The sequence below is a fragment of the Pantoea sp. RIT413 genome (assembly GCF_003057675.2).
Lineage (GTDB): Bacteria > Pseudomonadota > Gammaproteobacteria > Enterobacterales > Enterobacteriaceae > Pantoea > Pantoea eucrina.
Genome location: NZ_QBJB02000021.1, coordinates 1 through 15,921, shown reverse-complemented (window position 1 = coordinate 15,921; position 15,921 = coordinate 1). Strand labels below are relative to the sequence as shown.

The 15,921-nt window shown below is 56.3% G+C and carries 15 protein-coding genes; 6 read left to right on the top strand and 9 right to left on the bottom strand.

The genetic code is table 11. The annotated features are described in order from the left end of the window. The first annotated feature begins 47 nt into the window (after positions 1-47). The 3 genes from mutY to mltC are packed head-to-tail and all read left to right on the top strand — an operon-like array spanning position 48 to position 2,539. Positions 48-1,133 carry an A/G-specific adenine glycosylase gene (gene mutY, locus DBY66_RS16880; RefSeq protein WP_039380105.1) on the top strand — a complete coding sequence of 362 codons (1,086 nt, stop codon included), beginning with the start codon at positions 48-50 and terminating at the stop codon, positions 1,131-1,133. Beyond that, positions 1,133-1,405 carry an oxidative damage protection protein gene (locus DBY66_RS16875; RefSeq protein WP_039380106.1) on the top strand — a complete coding sequence of 91 codons (273 nt, stop codon included), beginning with the start codon at positions 1,133-1,135 and terminating at the stop codon, positions 1,403-1,405. Before mutY ends, DBY66_RS16875 begins: the two co-directional genes overlap by 1 nt. Positions 1,406-1,459: 54 nt before the next feature. Beyond that, entirely contained in the window at positions 1,460-2,539 is a 1,080-nt protein-coding gene (gene mltC, locus DBY66_RS16870) for a membrane-bound lytic murein transglycosylase MltC (RefSeq protein ID WP_108570342.1), read from the top strand. A 49-nt stretch (positions 2,540-2,588) separates the two neighbouring features. Here the strand turns inward: mltC and DBY66_RS16865 are convergent, their stop codons facing one another. Beyond that, positions 2,589-4,736 (bottom strand): ornithine decarboxylase, encoded by a 2,148-nt coding sequence (locus DBY66_RS16865; protein ID WP_108570341.1) that lies wholly within the window; start codon positions 4,734-4,736, stop codon positions 2,589-2,591. A gap of 161 nt (positions 4,737-4,897) precedes the next feature. On the opposite strand from DBY66_RS16865, the gene DBY66_RS16860 reads away from it, so the two are divergent. After that, a complete protein-coding gene (locus DBY66_RS16860; protein WP_104085451.1) occupies positions 4,898-5,899 on the top strand; it encodes an MDR family oxidoreductase in 1,002 nt (333 codons plus the stop codon). Continuing rightward, positions 5,892-6,173 (top strand): SelT/SelW/SelH family protein, encoded by a 282-nt coding sequence (locus tag DBY66_RS16855; RefSeq protein WP_039380110.1) that lies wholly within the window; start codon positions 5,892-5,894, stop codon positions 6,171-6,173. Before DBY66_RS16860 ends, DBY66_RS16855 begins: the two co-directional genes overlap by 8 nt. Before the next feature lie 34 nt (positions 6,174-6,207). Here the strand turns inward: DBY66_RS16855 and DBY66_RS16850 are convergent, their stop codons facing one another. From DBY66_RS16850 to DBY66_RS16825, 6 genes are all read right to left on the bottom strand, one after another. Then, positions 6,208-6,999 (bottom strand): siderophore-interacting protein, encoded by a 792-nt coding sequence (locus DBY66_RS16850; RefSeq protein ID WP_108570340.1) that lies wholly within the window; start codon positions 6,997-6,999, stop codon positions 6,208-6,210. A 160-nt stretch (positions 7,000-7,159) separates the two neighbouring features. Then, complete coding sequence (locus tag DBY66_RS16845) at positions 7,160-7,303, bottom strand: cytochrome P450 (RefSeq protein ID WP_223811773.1); 144 nt, start codon at positions 7,301-7,303, stop codon at positions 7,160-7,162. A 250-nt stretch (positions 7,304-7,553) separates the two neighbouring features. Then, the gene (locus tag DBY66_RS16840) at positions 7,554-8,420 is read right to left on the bottom strand and encodes a helix-turn-helix domain-containing protein (protein ID WP_039380113.1); all 867 of its coding nucleotides are present in this window, start codon (positions 8,418-8,420) and stop codon (positions 7,554-7,556) included. A gap of 194 nt (positions 8,421-8,614) precedes the next feature. Beyond that, positions 8,615-8,782, bottom strand: coding sequence for a DUF2474 domain-containing protein (locus DBY66_RS16835; protein ID WP_065648369.1), 168 nt, complete (start codon positions 8,780-8,782; stop codon positions 8,615-8,617). A 1-nt stretch (position 8,783) separates the two neighbouring features. After that, positions 8,784-9,788 carry a cytochrome d ubiquinol oxidase subunit II gene (cydB, locus tag DBY66_RS16830; RefSeq protein ID WP_039380114.1) on the bottom strand — a complete coding sequence of 335 codons (1,005 nt, stop codon included), beginning with the start codon at positions 9,786-9,788 and terminating at the stop codon, positions 8,784-8,786. Beyond that, positions 9,789-11,213, bottom strand: a complete 1,425-nt coding sequence (locus tag DBY66_RS16825; protein ID WP_039380115.1) for a cytochrome ubiquinol oxidase subunit I — start codon at positions 11,211-11,213, stop codon at positions 9,789-9,791. Positions 11,214-12,044: 831 nt separating this feature from the next. Here DBY66_RS16825 and treF point away from each other — a divergent pair. Beyond that, a complete protein-coding gene (gene treF / locus DBY66_RS16820; RefSeq protein ID WP_071668598.1) occupies positions 12,045-13,703 on the top strand; it encodes an alpha,alpha-trehalase TreF in 1,659 nt (552 codons plus the stop codon). Positions 13,704-13,748: 45 nt separating this feature from the next. Here treF and DBY66_RS16815 read toward each other — a convergent pair whose 3' ends face one another. Next, entirely contained in the window at positions 13,749-14,573 is an 825-nt protein-coding gene (locus tag DBY66_RS16815; protein WP_071668595.1) for an alpha/beta hydrolase, read from the bottom strand. A gap of 123 nt (positions 14,574-14,696) precedes the next feature. After that, positions 14,697-15,668 (bottom strand): sensor domain-containing diguanylate cyclase, encoded by a 972-nt coding sequence (locus DBY66_RS16810; RefSeq protein ID WP_108570337.1) that lies wholly within the window; start codon positions 15,666-15,668, stop codon positions 14,697-14,699. Between the last annotated feature and the right edge of the window lie 253 nt (positions 15,669-15,921).

Sequence of the window (15,921 nt, the reverse complement as noted above, 5' to 3'; positions counted from 1 at the left end):
TGCAATTCCTGCCTGATTGTAGAGTAAACACGGAAAATTTCCTTCATATGATGCAGGCGTCGCAATTCGCGCAACAGGTGCTGAAGTGGTATGACCGCTTTGGCCGTAAAACGCTGCCGTGGCAGCTGGAAAAGACGCCCTACAAAGTGTGGCTTTCAGAGGTCATGCTGCAGCAGACGCAGGTTGCCACGGTTATTCCCTATTTTGAACGTTTTATGGCGCGCTTCCCCACCGTGCGCGATCTTGCTGCCGCGCCGCTGGATGAAGTGCTGCATCTCTGGACCGGCCTCGGCTACTATGCGCGGGCGCGCAACCTGCATAAAGCGGCTAAACAGGTCGTGGATCAGCACGGCGGTGAGTTCCCGCCGGACTTCACGGCAATTGCTGCCCTGCCGGGCGTGGGTCGCTCGACCGCCGGGGCGATCCTTTCACTGTCGCTTGGCCTGCATTTTCCGATTCTGGATGGCAACGTCAAACGCGTGCTGGCACGCTGCTACGCCATAGGCGGCTGGCCTGGCAAAAAAGAGGTCGAAAAGCAGCTGTGGCAGATCAGCGAAGCAGTGACGCCAGCGCAGGGTGTCAGCCAGTTTAATCAGGCGATGATGGATCTCGGCGCGCTGGTCTGCACCCGCTCGCGACCAAAGTGTGAAATCTGCCCGCTTAATAGCGGCTGTGAAGCGTATGCCAGCCAGAGCTGGGCTGACTATCCGGGTAAAAAGCCCAAAGTCACTCTGCCGGTGCGCAGCGGCTGGTTTTTACTGATGCAGAATGGCGATAATGTCTGGCTGGCGCAGCGCCCGCCCACGGGACTGTGGGGCGGCCTTTACTGCTTTCCGCAGTTTAGCAGCGAGGATGCACTGCGGGAGTGGCTGACACAGCACGGTATTAGCGGCAATCTGCAGCAGCTGACGGCATTTCGCCACACCTTTAGCCATTTCCATCTGGATATTGTGCCGATGTGGCTGGCAGAGCCATCCGCCGGGTCGCTGATGGATGAAGCGGGCGGTCTCTGGTATAACTTAGCGCAACCACCGTCAGTGGGCCTTGCTGCCCCGGTAGAGCGTTTACTGCATGAATTACGCCATCCGCAGCAGCTGTCACTGTCATCGCGCGCGATCGAAGAGGAAGAGTAATGAGCCGCACCATTTTTTGTACCTATCTGCAACGTGACGCTGAAGGCCAGGACTTTCAGCTCTATCCCGGCGAGCTGGGCAAGCGCATCTATAATGAGATTTCTAAAGAAGCCTGGCAGCAGTGGATGTCGAAACAGACCATGTTGATCAACGAGAAAAAGCTCAACATGATGAATCCGGAAGATCGCAAAGTGCTGGAAAAGGAGATGGTCAATTTCCTGTTTGAAGGCAAAGATGTGCATATCGAAGGTTTTACCCCGCCAGAAAAATAACCGTTCCGGGCCTTCCTTTGAGGCCCGCTTTTTTGAGTCAGGCACAGATTCACGATGAATAAAAAACTGATAGCCCTGCTGGCGATCGCGCCGCTATTAATCTCCTGCTCCGGACAAAAAAAATCGCAGTATCACGAAGAGTGGGTTAAAGATACCAACGGCTTTGACATTCTGATGGGACAGTTTGCCGCCAATATTGAAAATATCTGGGGCATTAATGAAGTCCTTATCGCCGGGCCGAAAGATTATGTGAAGTACAGTGACAGCTACTACACCCGCAGTCACATCAACTTCGACAAGGGTAGTATCACCATTGAGACCATCTCCGGTACCGATCCCATGGCCAGCCTGCGCCAGGCGATCGTCACCACCCTGCTGATCGGCGACGAACCGGGCAATGTCGATCTCTACTCTGACGCCAACGATATTAAGATCAGTAAAGAGCCGCTGCTGTATGGCCAGGTGCTGGATAATACCGGGCAGCCAATCCGCTGGCAGGGGCGCGCCGCCAGCTTTGCGGACTACCTGATCCAGAACAAACTGCAAAAACGCACCGCCGGGCTGCATGTGATATGGTCGGTAACCATTCCGATGGTGCCGAACCATCTCGACAAGCGTGCACATAAGTATCTGCCGATGGTGCGCAAATCTGCTGAGCAGTATGGTGTCGATGCCTCACTGATTCTGGCGATTATGCAGACCGAATCGAGCTTTAACCCCTATGCGGTCAGCCACGCTGATGCGCTGGGGCTGATGCAGGTGGTGCAGCATACTGCCGGCGTTGACGTCTTCCGCATGAAAGGTAAATGGGGCAAGCCGAGCCGCAGTTATCTGCTGGACCCGGAAAACAACATCGATGCCGGTACGGCTTATCTGTCGCTGCTGCAGAAAAGCTATCTGGGCGGCATTCAGGATCCCACTTCGCGTCGCTATGCGGTGATCACCGCGTATAACGGCGGTGCCGGCAGCGTACTGCGCGTCTTCTCCAGCGATAAAGACCGAGCATTTTCGCTGATCAACGATATGTCGCCAGCCGATGTCTACCAGACGCTGACCAGCCGCCATCCTTCTGCCGAGTCGCGTCGTTATCTCTATAAAGTTAACCAGGCGCAGCGCAGCTATCACCGCTATTAAATGCGCCGGATTGTCGCGCCCTGCCCGATCGGGTCAGGGCGCGATACGCTCAGGTCAGCATATTCGCCACCAGCTGCTTATAGCCGCTGCTCTGTTCCGCGATATAAACACCCTGCAGCTCCGGTGAAAAGCCCGGCAGCTGGTTGATGCCCGCTTCCAGCGCGAGGAAGTAGCGCTGTACCGCCCCGCCCCACACCTCGCCGGGCACGACGCACAGCACGCCCGGTGGATAAGGTAGTGCCCCTTCCGCCGCGATGCGCCCTTCCGCTTCTGCGACCGGCACCAGCTCCACTTCACCGCGGATATAAGCCTGATGCGCATCCTGCGGATTGACCGCTACCGGCGGGAAACAGTCAGCGCGGAACATCGCTTTCTGCAGATCTTTAACGGCAAAACTGACGTAGAGATCGTGCATCTCCTGACAGAGGCGGCGCAGCGTATAGCCGCGATAGCGCTCCGCATGCTTGCGATACAGGCTCGGCAGCACTTCCGCCAGCGGCGTATCTTCGCGCACCTGCTGTTCAAACTGCTCCAGCATCGCCACCAGATGCGCCATCTTCTCCGCGCTTTCTGCCGGCGTCAGCAGGAACAGAATGGAGTTGAGATCGCACTTCTCCGGCACGATGCCGTTCTCACGCAGATAGTTCGCCAGTATGGTGGCCGGAATGCCAAAGTCGCTGTACGCGCCGCTGCGTGCGTCGATGCCCGGCGTGGTAAGCAGCAGCTTGCAGGGGTCAATCTGATACTGGCCCGGCGCATAGCCGCTGAAGCCGTGCCACTCTGCGTCGGGCTCAAAGCTAAAGTAAGCCGGATCGCGGGCAATAGCGGCGCTGTCTGCCTGCTGCCACGGCGCGCCGTGTACCTGAGCAGGCAGAAACGGTTTAATCATGGTGCAGCGCTGCAGGATCGCTTTACGCGCATCAATGCCCTGTATGACGCAGTTGTGCCACAGGCTGCGTCCTGCCTCGCCCTGGTGCATACGCGCGTTGATATCCAGCGCGGCAAACAGCGGATAAAACGGGCTGGTTGAGGCGTGCAGCATAAAGGCGTTGTTCAGCCGCTTATGCGGGCAAAAGCGCTGCTGACCACGGATATGATTATCCTTTTTATGGATCTGTGAGGTCTGCGAAAAGCCCGCCAGCTGTTTGTGTACTGACTGGGTGACAAAGATCCCCGGATCGTCTTCCGTCAGGGTAAGCGTCAGCGGTGAACCCGCTGCCATCAGCGGAATAAACTGTTCATAGCCGAGCCACGCGGAGTCAAACAGAATGTAGTCGCACAGATGACCGATGCGGTCCACCACCTGACGCGCGTTGTAAACGGTGCCGTCATAGGTGCCGAGCTGGATAATCGCCAGCCGGAATGGCCGCGCCTGCCTGGCGCGTTCAGGGTTAACCTTTGCGATCTCTGCCCGCAGATAGCTTTCATCGAAACAGTGTGCGTCGATGCCGCCAATCAGGCCAAACGGATTACGTGCCGCCTCCAGGTAGACTGGCGTGGCGCCCGCCTGCAGCAGCGCGCCGTGATGGTTGGATTTATGGTTATTGCGATCGAACAGAACCAGGTCGCCGCGCGTCAGCAGCGCATTGGTGACGACTTTATTAGCGCTTGATGTTCCGTTCAGCACAAAATAGGTTTTGTCGGCGTTAAAAACGCGGGCTGCAAACTTTTGCGCATCTTTCGCCGAGCCTTCATGGATTAGCAGATCGCCCAGCCGGACATCTGCATTACACATATCAGAGCGGAACAGGTTTTCACCGTAAAATTCATAAAACTGCCGCCCGGCGGGATGGCGGCGGAAAAACGCCCCGCCCTGATGGCCCGGGCAGGCGAAGGTGCTGTTCTGCATATCGACGTAGCGCGTCAGGGTATCAAAGAAAGGCGGCAGCAGTGCGGCCTCATACTGCTGCGCAGCCTGCTCCAGCGCCTGCCACTCTTCAGCTGCGCCGTTGATTTCTCCGGTCACGCCAGGCAGATCCAGCACTGCGGTATCAAACGCGTTAGCCACAAATACCGGCAGGTTAAATCCGGTCTGGCGCAGCAGCATCAGTACGCCGCTGCGCGTATCCGCCAGTGAGAGCACCACCGCGGCAACGTCAGTAAAGTCGGTCGTGTCGAGCGTCACGACATCGCGGGTGGTATTCAGGCTCAGGCCCGGCGCAATTGCGACGCTGGCGGCTATTTTCAATGGGTTCATAACTCAAATCCCCGGCATAACAGGATGAGTGGGTGCCAGTGGCACAGAAAGGAACGGCGTGACCGGTGCAGGACACCCGCCGGTCGCGATAATGGCATTTTTTGCTGCCGCTCACAATCAGGGGTACTATTGGCTGCACACTTCCTATCGCCGGAGGCGGCATGTTCAAAGCATTAGTCATTGAAAATGATGCACAGGGGTATCGCACCTCCCTGCAGGATCTCTCCGAGCAACAGCTTCCCGATCGGGATGTTATCCTCGATATCAGCTACTCCACGCTGAATTACAAAGATGCGCTCGCCATCTGCAACAAAGGGCCGATCGTACGCCAGTTTCCCATGGTGCCAGGCATCGACTTTGTGGGCCGCGTGACCCACAGCCGCCATCCGGCGTGGCAGCAGAACGATCTGGCGCTGCTGACCGGCTGGGGCGTGGGTGAAAAGCACTGGGGAGGACTGGCGCAGAAAGCCAGCGTCTCCGGCGACTGGCTGGTCAGCGTGCCGGATGCGCTCAGTCCGCAGCAGACGATGGCGATAGGCACCGCCGGCTTTACCGCGATGCTCTGCGTGATGGCGCTGGAAAAACAGGGCATCACCCCGCAGCACGGCCCGGTGCTGGTAACGGGAGCCAGCGGCGGCGTAGGCAGTTTTGCGGTGAGCCTGCTGGCACGCCTGGGATATGAGGTGGTCGCCGCCAGCGGACGCGCAGCTGAGCGCGACTACCTGTGCAATACGCTGGGCGCCACAGCGGTAATCGATCGTGCTGAACTCAGCGAACCGGGTAAACCGCTGGCAAAAGAGCGCTGGGCTGCCGCCATTGATACCGTAGGCAGCCATACGCTGGCCAACGTGCTGGCAGGGATGCGGCGCGACGGCGTGGTGGCCGCGTGCGGAATGGCGCAGGGACTGGATCTGCCGGGCAGCGTGGCCCCCTTTATTCTGCGCGGCGTCACGCTGACCGGTATCGATAGCGTTATGTGTCCGCAGGCGCTGCGCCAGCAGGTGTGGCAGCGGCTGGCAGAACAGGCCGACAGCGCGCTGCTGCAGCAGATAACCCGCATCATTCCGCTCAGCGAAGCGCAGGAAGGTGCCGAACAGCTTCTGGCGGGCAACGTGCGCGGCCGGCTGATAGTGGATTGCCGTCAGGGAGTTAACGATGTCTAAGCCCGCGATTACCCTGCACTACTGCACCCAGTGCAACTGGATGCTGCGTTCAGCGTGGATGGCTCAGGAGCTGCTGCAAACGTTCAGCGACGATCTCAGCGCGGTCACGCTGCAGCCTGGTACCGGCGGCGTCTTTGAGATCAGCGTGGATGGTCAGGTTATCTGGGAGCGCAAACGCGACGGCGGTTTTCCGGATGCGGTCACGCTGAAACAGCGCGTGCGCGACTACTGCTGGCCGGATCGCTCACTGGGCCATGCCGACAAACGGCGCTAGCGCCGCTCGCCGGCAGCGGGATATCTGCCGCTGCTTACTTTTCAGGTGACTTTTGATGCCAGTAGGCGACGGCGCGGACAAAGTCCGTATCCGCGCCGCGCTGCTGCGTAAAATAGTCGCTGAGCTGTTTCACCGCATTGCCTTCTCCGGTCAGCCAGACAAAATAGTCATCGCCGGTAAAATCGATGGCAGCCAGTTCTGCCGTCAGCTGCGCTGGCGTAGTGGCCGCCATACGGTTGCTGCCCAGCCAGTGAACGGTAACGCCCTCCATCTCTCCCAGATAGTCATGTCCGATAGCGGCATCCGTAAACGCCAGCAGGTGAACGTGCTGCGCCTGCAGCTCCGCATAGCGCCGCTTAAAAGCAGGCAGCCCGGTTTCATCGCAGACATACACCTGGCAGGCGTAATCCACCGGCATAATGCAGGAGCCGCGCGGCCCGCCCATCGCGATCCGGTCGCCAGGCTTAGCCGCAGCTGCCCAGCCGCTCGCCACTCCGTCATCATGCATATAGAAATCGAGCGTCAGAGAGTCGACGCCGTTAAACGCCAGCGGCGTGTAGTCACGCGCGGCGGGACGCACGCCCTCAGGCCAGACGATGCCCTCTTCACTCAGCTGCGGCAGCGCAACATCGCAGCCCGGCCCGGAGGGAAAAAAGACTTTGATGTGATCGTCAAACGAGGGGGAATGAAAGCCTGCCAGATCGGCCCCGGTAAATACAATGCGCCAGAAGACGCCGGCAACACGGGTTTTGCTGGCTACCGTCAGATGACGAAAGCGCAGCTCATTACGCACTCGCTGCGGTGCACGACTCTTTTTCTGTGACAATTCACTTCTCCCGGCAGCGGCAGCAGCGCACTCCGCCTGTGCCGCCACGCTAAATTAATGTAAATAATTCTCATTACGTTGCGAAACGATAGCGGTGACCGCGCCGGGAAACAATGTCGAAAAATGCGGTTGCCGCATTAGCGGAGAGCGGCGGCAGGTGTCAGGCGTGCAGATCGCTACAGCAGAGAGAAACGTTCTCACTGTTTTCATACTGAGGCAGTGCGTTATCACCCACAATTTCCTGCTGAGCACAGCGCTGCTGGTGCGGATGCAGGCCACCGGGGGGTGAAAATGGCTCAGCCATTTGCGCACCGGCCAGCGATGAAAAAACGGCAAGCGCCGCGGACAAGAACAACGGGTAAAGTCGCATGATAATTTAGGGTTTCATTTAAAGATCCGGAGCGGATCGGGAATGCAGAGAGCCATCCAGCCTGATGCTGCGCTGCCAGCACATGGCGCGGCAGGTCAGGCTTCGGAGCAGAATTTTACGCCGCTACCGGCGCAGGGTTTATAAAATTGTGCGGTTTGTCACATTTAGCCGCACAATTTGCTGATTATTCCAGTGCTACCGGAATATGAAAGGTGCCCTGCAGCAGCTGCGGCGTACTGTATTTCAAATCGAGCCTGAGCAGATCTTTACCGGGCCGACGCGCCACGCCGAGCGCGGGCAGATGGTTGTAGTAAATCTCGGCGGTGAAGGCGTTGATCTCTTCCGGCGCGCCATGCCAGTCGATCTCTGCATACAGCCCGCTCTCGCCGGTCCAGTTCTGCACATGCTGCGGCAGAACGTCAGCGTGCTCACTCTCCAGCGCCTGAAACAGGCTGATATGCTGCTGATCGAGCGAGCTCACGCCGGGACTGAACTGAAAACCGAGCCAGCCGCGCGTGGCGTGCTGTCCGGCAAAGGCGATAAAGTCGCGTGTATGCTGCGCCACGATATGATTGTGATGGTCAATATATTCGCCAAAGCGGCACTCCCACTCCACCACCTCTCCACTCAGACGAATTTCCGGCTTCTCGGCGAGCCGTGTTTTAACCCACGGGCGCGGCGCAGAGATGCGGCTGTGAAAAGCTTTCATGCGCATTTCCGGAATACGACGATAGGCGCCAGGCGTCAGCGAGAAATGGCTTTTGAACACGCGGGTAAAATTTTGCTGATTGTCGAAGCCAAAACGTACGGCGATGTCGATCAGCGGCATGCTGGTTAAGCGAAGCGCCATAGCGGATAAAGTCAGACGGCGTTTGCGCGTGTAGGAGGCCAGCGTCTGGCCGGTCATCTCCTTGAACATGCGCTGCATATGCCATTTGGAATAGCCTGATTTCAGGGTGATAAGATCGATATTAAGCTCATCGGTCAGGTTGGCTTCAATCCAGTCAACCAGGTCAGAGATATACTGCTTTTTCAGGTTCAGGCTAAGCATGGTTCTAATTGAATGAGTCAGGAAAGCGCGCGTTAATGCGTTATTTGTCACATAAATATAACAAAATCGCCTAACCAACGTAAGGAAGAGTAAAGGATCCGCTCAGGGCGGCGCACTAATTGCTTAGGTTACTAACTTTTTTTAACGCAAGGCGAGCGGCACGCTGTGCTGTGCCGCTCTGCTACAGACAGATATTAATGCGAACGCATACCTGCCGCGGTCATCATCATACGAAACAGGGATGCCACCACGCCGAGTGCCAGCACGCTTGCACCATAGATGATCACCAGCCACATCACCCGCTTCCAGAGCGGCGCTTTATGTTCAGTGTGCTGTTTCATGTTGCTGACCTCCGTTTGCATCTCAATGGTATCCTGCGTCAGCTTTGATTTTTCCGCGGAACACATAATAGCTCCAGAAGGTATAGCCCAGAATCATCGGGATAATCAGCAGGCTGCCCACCAGCATAAAGGCCTGGCTCTGCGGCGGCGATGCCGCTTCCCAGATAGTTACGGATGGCGGAATAATGTTTGGCCAGACGCTGATGCCAAGCCCGGAGAAGCCGAGGAAAATCAGCGCCAGCGTCAGCAGGAACGGCGAATAGTGCGCCTCACGTTTGATGGCGCGCATGATCCCCCACGAGCAGAGCAGAACCAGTACCGGCACCGGCAGGAACCAGAACAGGTTTGGCCGGGTGAACCAGCGCTGCGAAATCGCTTCGTGAGCAAACGGCGTCCACAGGCTGATAATGCCGACTATCACCAGCAGCGCAATCACCAGCGGCGTAGCCAGCGCAGACATTTTACGGTGCAGTTCATTTTCGGTTTTCATGATAAGCCAGGTGCAGCCCAGTAGCGCATAGGCCACGACCAGACCCACGCCGCAGAACAGCGGGAACGGGGCCAGCCAGTCCAGAGCTGAACCGGCAAACTCACGTCCTTTAACCGGGAAACCGTTGATCATCGCACCGACCGCCACGCCCTGGCTGAAGGTCGCCAGCAGCGAGCCGGCAATAAACGATTTATCCCAGAATGCACGATGCTCTTCGGTCGCCTTGAAGCGAAATTCAAACGCCACACCGCGGAAAATCAGGCCGATCAGCATAGCCGTCAGCGGGATCGCCAGTGCATCAGCGATCACCGCATAGGCGAGCGGAAAGGCACCATACAGCCCTGCTCCGCCCAGCACCAGCCAGGTTTCATTACCATCCCAGACCGGCGCCACGGTGTTAACCATCATGTCGCGCTCAACGGCATCTTTGTTAAACGGAAACAGAATACCGATGCCCAGGTCAAAGCCATCCATCACGATATACATCAGCGTGGCAAAGACGATGATGGCGAACCAGATAACGGAAAAATCGATCATTTATTTACCCTCCTGCGAAGCATCCAGGCTCTCATGTGCAGCAGAGAGCGGGCGCGCTGGCGTCTTATCCTGACCCGGACCACCGTGACGGACATCTTTCCCTTCACCGGTGTGCGGACCTTTTTTGATCAGGCGCATCATATAGACATAGCCCACGCCAAACACCGATGAGTAGACCAGGATAAAGGCCAGCAGGCTGATACTCATATGCAGGTCGCCATGCGCTGAAACCGCATCAATTGTGCGCTGCACGCCGTAAACCACCCACGGCTGACGTCCGATCTCAGTGGTGAACCAGCCAGCAAGGATAGCGATCAGGCCCGATGGTCCCATCAGCAGCGCAAACCACAGGAACGGTCGTGAGCTGTAAAGACGCTGTTTATAACGCAGCCACAGGCTGAACACGCCGAGCGTGATCATCAGCAGCCCCATCGCCACCATGACGCGGAACGACCAGAAGATCACCAGCGAATTAGGCCGATCCTCTTTCGGGAAGGTTTTCAGTGCCGGAACCTGTTTATCAAGACTGTGCGTCAGGATCAGGCTGCCGAGATAAGGAATTTCCAGCGCATACTTCGTACGCTCCTCTTCCATATCCGGAATACCAAACAGGATCAGCGGCGTGGCTTCACCCGGCGGGTTTTCCCAGTGTCCTTCAATGGCAGCAATTTTTGCCGGCTGATGCTCCAGCGTGTTCAGGCCGTGCGCATCGCCAATCATCGCCTGAATCGGAGCAACAATCAGCGCCATCCACAGCGCCATTGAGAACATCTTGCGGATCGCCGGGTTGTCATTGCCGCGCAGCAGATGCCATGCCCCGGACGCGCCCACAAAGAAGGCGCTGGCAAGGAATGCCGCCACCGACATATGGAACAGCCGATAAGGGAATGAGGGGTTAAACACAATTTTGAACCAGTCTTCCGGCACCACAATACCATTCTGGATGATGTAGCCCTGCGGCGTGTGCATCCAGCTGTTTGATGCGAGGATCCAGAACGTGGAGATCAGCGTACCTAACGCGACCATACAGGTGGCGAAGAAGTGCAGGCCTGGTCCGACGCGGTTCCAGCCAAACAGCATGACGCCGAGGAAGCCCGCCTCAAGGAAGAAGGCAGTCAGCACCTCATAGGTCAGCAGCGGACCGGTAATACTCCCGGCAAACTGCGAAAACCCGCTCCAGTTGGTCCCGAACTGATAGGCCATAACCAGACCTGAGACCACCCCCATACCGAAGTTCACCGCAAACACTTTCGACCAGAAGTGATAGAGATCGCGATAGGTTTCATTACGGGTTTTCAGCCACATCCCCTCAAGCACTGCCAGAAAGCTGGCAAGCCCGATAGTGATGGCCGGGAAGATAATATGGAAGGAGACAGTAAACGCGAACTGTATCCTGGCCAGATGAAAAGCATCTAATCCAAACATTGCTTACCTCATTGCCACAAAATTACGCGGAATTTTTACTTATTATTAACAAAGATGGCGCACAGAATAATTTCTGCTACGCCGTCATCAATTCCCGCCAAATGTGAGAAACCGGCAGGAACAAACGGAAAAGTAGGAGTGAATAAAACTATACCAGTAAATCTTGATTAAGATCATTGTTTTTGCGAGAAACTATCTGTTTAAAATCACTGAGTTAAGGTTAATTATCCTGCTCTATTGTGACAATGTTGTTATTAAGCTTAGCGGCTGTAAAAGAGATTACTTCTTTAAGCAGTTCATTTGATTGTTAATTACGGTAACAACCAAAACGGCAGCCTGATGTTTGCGCCAGCGCAGTGTAAAAATTATTGCACGGCCGTTTTTTAGTTAAATTAAAATTAAAAAAAACCTGTTTATAGCGAAAGGTAATTAATAACGTTTTCGCTTAGCGCCTGCTCATCTGGCAAAAAATTTACCGCGGCGAGGTCTGTGCAGATTCCGGATGTACAGACACCCGGATGGCTGTAACGCGTAAGTCGCGCACCGGGTGCAGAAAACAACCGCATAAATTGATCAAGAAAAAAGGGAGAACGGCGCCTGAAATTGGCGATTTTCTTATTTGCAGATTAATCCGGTGCGCTTTCTGAAGGTATATTTAAGAAACACCTTAAATATCTTTAAATACAGGCCGTTGTTAATATTGCAAAAAAGGCAAAAACGGCGATCCATCGACAATATTTATTACGTTCATAGATATTTCGCATTGTTGTCTGCAACCGCGAACCCTCTATAATTTGTCTTTTGAGCAACCAGGAATTTCAGGAGGCCGTTATTAATACTAACCACCAGCCACGCCATGTGTTCGGGGAACACGAAGCCCATGCTGATCTGGAGTATCAATACGATCCTCATGAGTTCGTGCGTGAAGGCGCAGAGGATTCGGAGCCAGAACCTGAGCTGATTCAGGGACTGCCGGCACCGGATGCGCTGACGCCTGCCGATCGCTATCTGGAGATGTTTGAACACGTTCAGACCTCTCATATTTTTGCTGACAGCAAAACATTTCCCGACTGCGCGCCTAAATTCGATCCGCTGGATATTCTTATCCGCTATCGTCGCCGCAAACGGGCGGGCGATCTCGATCTGGAAAAGTTTATTCATGAGCACTTTTACCTGCCGCAGGTAAATGAGAGCTTTTATGTCTCAAATCCGGATAAAACGCTGAAAGAGCACATCGATGATCTGTGGCCGGTGCTGACAAAAATGCCTCAGCAGCATATGCCACACTCCTCGCTGCTGCCGCTGCCAAAACCTTACGTGGTACCCGGCGGCCGCTTTGGCGAAACCTATTACTGGGACTCCTATTTCAGCATGCTGGGGCTGGCTGATGCCGGACGTGACGATCTGCTGCGTCATATGGCGGACAATTTTGCCTGGCTGATCGATAACTACGGTCATATTCCTAACGGAAACCGTACTTACTATCTCAGCCGCTCGCAGCCACCGGTATTTGCCCTGATGGTGGAGCTGTTTGAAGAGGATGGCATTCGCGGTGCCAAACGCTACCTTGACCAGCTGATGAAAGAGTATCAGTTCTGGATGGATGGCGCAGGTGAGCTGATGCCGCATCAGGCTTATCGTCACGTTGTGCGTATGCCCGACGGCTCTCTGCTCAACCGCTACTGGGACGATCGCGACACACCGCGTGATGAATCCTGGGTGGAAGATGTGGAGACGGCCAGCAAGTCGAGCCGTCCGGCCAGTGAGGTCTACCGCGATCTGCGCGCCGGTGCTGCATCCGGCTGGGATTACTCTTCACGCTGGCTACGCGATCCGCAGCGACTGGCGAGTATCCGTACTACGCAGTTTATCCCGGTCGATCTCAATGCGTTTCTCTACAAGCTGGAGCTGATGATCTCCACGCTATCGCACGCCCGGGGCGAAGAGCTGACGGCGCTGGCGTGGCAGAAAAAAGCGGATGCGCGCAAGCAGGCGATTAACCGTTACCTCTGGGATACCACCGCAGGCGTTTATCGTGACTACGACTGGCGCAACGAGCGGTTTGGCGCCTTTACTGCCGCTGCGGTTGTACCGCTGTTCCTCGGCCTCGCTTCGCCTGAGCAGGCGCATCTGCAGGCGATTGCGCTGCGCCAGCTGCTGCTGACGCAGGGCGGACTGCTGACCTCGATGGTCGAGAGCGGCGAGCAGTGGGACGCGCCTAACGCCTGGGCACCGCTGCAGTGGATGGCCGTAGTGGGGCTGAATCATTACGGTGAAGAGACGCTGGCCACTGAGATTGCGGTGAACTGGCTGACGACGGTGAAAAACTTCTACTCGCTGCATCACAAGCTGGTTGAGAAATATGATATCAGCGGCGATCGGGCGCGTCCGGGCGGCGGCGGCGAATATCCGCTGCAGGACGGTTTTGGCTGGACCAACGGCGTGACGCGTCGTCTGCTGACGATGTATGGTCATCTGCTGGCAGATTAACTCTGCCCTGCAGTTCAGAGGAGGTCGCCCGCAGGCGACCTTTTTTTATTTCTGCTGCTGCAAAAAGGCGAGCAGGTCGGCGTTGAGTCGATCCTGATGAGTAACAGCAAAGCCGTGCGGTGCATTGTCATACACTTTCAGCTGTGAATGTTTAATCATCTCATGCGCCAGCTTGCCGGTCGCCTCAAAGGGTACGACCTGATCGTTACTGCCGTGGATCACCAGCGTGGGCACATCGACTTTAGCGATATCATCCCGGAAGTCCGTCTCTGCAAACGCCGTAACGCAGTCGATAGTCGCTTTCAGCGAAGCGAGCAACGCGATATTGAGCGTCTGGGTCAGCACCCCGTCTGAAACCTGCTGTCCGGCATTCAGACCATAAAACGGCGTGGCAAAATCGCTGATGAACTGCGCACGGTCCTGACGTAATCCCGCCCTGATATCATCAAAGACCGCCTGTTCCGGGCCTTCCGGATGATCCGCTTTCCGGCCAAACACCGGCGTCACGGCACCCAGCAGCACCAGCGATTTTACTTTTGCGCTGCCGTAGCGGCCAATGTAGCGCGTGACATCGCCTCCGCCCATTGAAAACCCTACCAGCGTAATCTCTTCCAGCTGGAGATGTTCGATCAGGTCATGGATATCATCAGCGAAGGTATCGTAGTTATACCCTTCCCACGGCTGCTCTGAGCGGCCAAAACCGCGACGGTCAAACGCGATAACCCGATAGCCCCGCTCCGCGAGGAAAGTCAGCTGGCTGTCCCACATATCCGCATCCAGCGGCCAGCCGTGGCTGAACAGCACTGGCTGGCCGCTGCCCCAGTCTTTAAACCAGAGCGTAACGCCATCTTTAGTCTGAAAGGTGCTCATCTCATTCTCCGTATGTGGCCGATAACAGGCAGTTTTATTGCCGGCAGAGATCGCCGCAGCAATAATCGCAGACAAGTTTAGGCGCATTACGCGAACAGGGGTGACAGCGGATGCGTTTAATACTTAAACGTCGCGTCTCTCCTGCCCGGAGGCAGCAAGCCTTATCCCCTGTTTTCCGTTACGCTTCACCTGATACATCGCCTCGTCCGCCCGTTTCAGCGCATCATCAAAGCTCTCTTTTGCCCGTACCTGAGCCACCCCGATTGAAGCGCCAATCTGTGCGAGACCGTTGTCGACATCAAACGGCTGCAGCGCCGCCTCCAGCACCGCCTGCGCCAGAATCCGCACTTTAGGGTAGTCGATCAGGAATGGCATCAGCAGCACAAACTCATCACCGCCGAGCCTGCCTGCCAGCACCACAGGCGGCAGAGCGTCCAGCATCCGCTGGCTGAGCTGGATCAGCACTTCATCACCGCTGCGATGACCGAGCGTATCATTGACGTGTTTGAAGTTGTCCAGATCGATAAACGCCACACAGAGCGGCCCTCCGGCATGCATCTGCGCAAACTGAACGGAGAGCGCATGGCGATTGGCGAGACCCGTCAGCGGATCGTGATGCGCCAGCAGCGCAAGCTGAGCCTCATAATTTTTCTCTTTGGTCATATCGATATGCGTACCGGTCACACGCAGCGGATTACCCGCCGCATCCCACTCGCTGACGCGACCGCGGTCCAGCACCCAGGTAATTTTGCCATTTTTGCCAATCATGCGGTGCAGCGCCTCATACCACGGTGCCCGCCCTTCGATATGGTCGTAAAACGCCCGCAGCACCTCATCAGCATCTTCCGGATGCAGGCACTCCCGCCAGGCATCAAACCGCGCTTTGGTCTCTTTCGGCTGAAAGCCGAGCATCGCCCCCCAGCGCCGGTTGAATATCACCAGTTTGCCGCTGGGAATGTCCAGCTGCCACAGGCAGAGTCCGGTGCCATCCAGCGCAGCGCTGAGTTTATTGCGCGCATCATGCGCAATGCGCTTCAGGCGCGCGTTGTGTTTTTTCAGGTTCTGGATCTGCTGACGCAGGGCTTCTTCAGACATAGTCAATTACGGTGAGAAAATAAACGCTATTTTGCCTGTCCTGAATTTTCTGTAAACAGACGAGGTGAAAAGCCGACGAGTTTCGGAAAATTGTCCCAACCGCAGAAGTAATGGCGCATTATCGGCCAGTTTTCAGTTTGCTTTGTCTGTTGGGGCGGGGGGCGCGGCAGCGCGGGACTGGGCGCTTAGCAGCGCGGGGCACTGAGGGAGTTCCGCCCGCCAGGCTTCTGGCAGTTTCAGCGGCGCTTGCGCA

Bases quoted from the DNA above. Each gene is read 5' to 3' on its own strand.
- mutY (WP_039380105.1), top strand. From the start codon at position 48: ATGATGCAGGCGTCGCAATTCGCGCAACAGGTGCTGAAGTGGTATGAC.
- DBY66_RS16875 (WP_039380106.1), top strand. From the start codon at position 1,133: ATGAGCCGCACCATTTTTTGTACCTATCTGCAACGTGACGCTGAAGGC.
- mltC (WP_108570342.1), top strand. From the start codon at position 1,460: ATGAATAAAAAACTGATAGCCCTGCTGGCGATCGCGCCGCTATTAATC.
- DBY66_RS16865 (WP_108570341.1), bottom strand. From the start codon at position 4,736: ATGAACCCATTGAAAATAGCCGCCAGCGTCGCAATTGCGCCGGGCCTG.
- DBY66_RS16860 (WP_104085451.1), top strand. From the start codon at position 4,898: ATGTTCAAAGCATTAGTCATTGAAAATGATGCACAGGGGTATCGCACC.
- DBY66_RS16855 (WP_039380110.1), top strand. From the start codon at position 5,892: ATGTCTAAGCCCGCGATTACCCTGCACTACTGCACCCAGTGCAACTGG.
- DBY66_RS16845 (WP_223811773.1), bottom strand. From the start codon at position 7,303: ATGGCTGAGCCATTTTCACCCCCCGGTGGCCTGCATCCGCACCAGCAG.
- DBY66_RS16840 (WP_039380113.1), bottom strand. From the start codon at position 8,420: ATGCTTAGCCTGAACCTGAAAAAGCAGTATATCTCTGACCTGGTTGAC.
- DBY66_RS16835 (WP_065648369.1), bottom strand. From the start codon at position 8,782: ATGCAAACGGAGGTCAGCAACATGAAACAGCACACTGAACATAAAGCG.
- cydB (WP_039380114.1), bottom strand. From the start codon at position 9,788: ATGATCGATTTTTCCGTTATCTGGTTCGCCATCATCGTCTTTGCCACG.
- DBY66_RS16825 (WP_039380115.1), bottom strand. From the start codon at position 11,213: ATGTTTGGATTAGATGCTTTTCATCTGGCCAGGATACAGTTCGCGTTT.
- DBY66_RS16815 (WP_071668595.1), bottom strand. From the start codon at position 14,573: ATGAGCACCTTTCAGACTAAAGATGGCGTTACGCTCTGGTTTAAAGAC.
- DBY66_RS16810 (WP_108570337.1), bottom strand. From the start codon at position 15,668: ATGTCTGAAGAAGCCCTGCGTCAGCAGATCCAGAACCTGAAAAAACAC.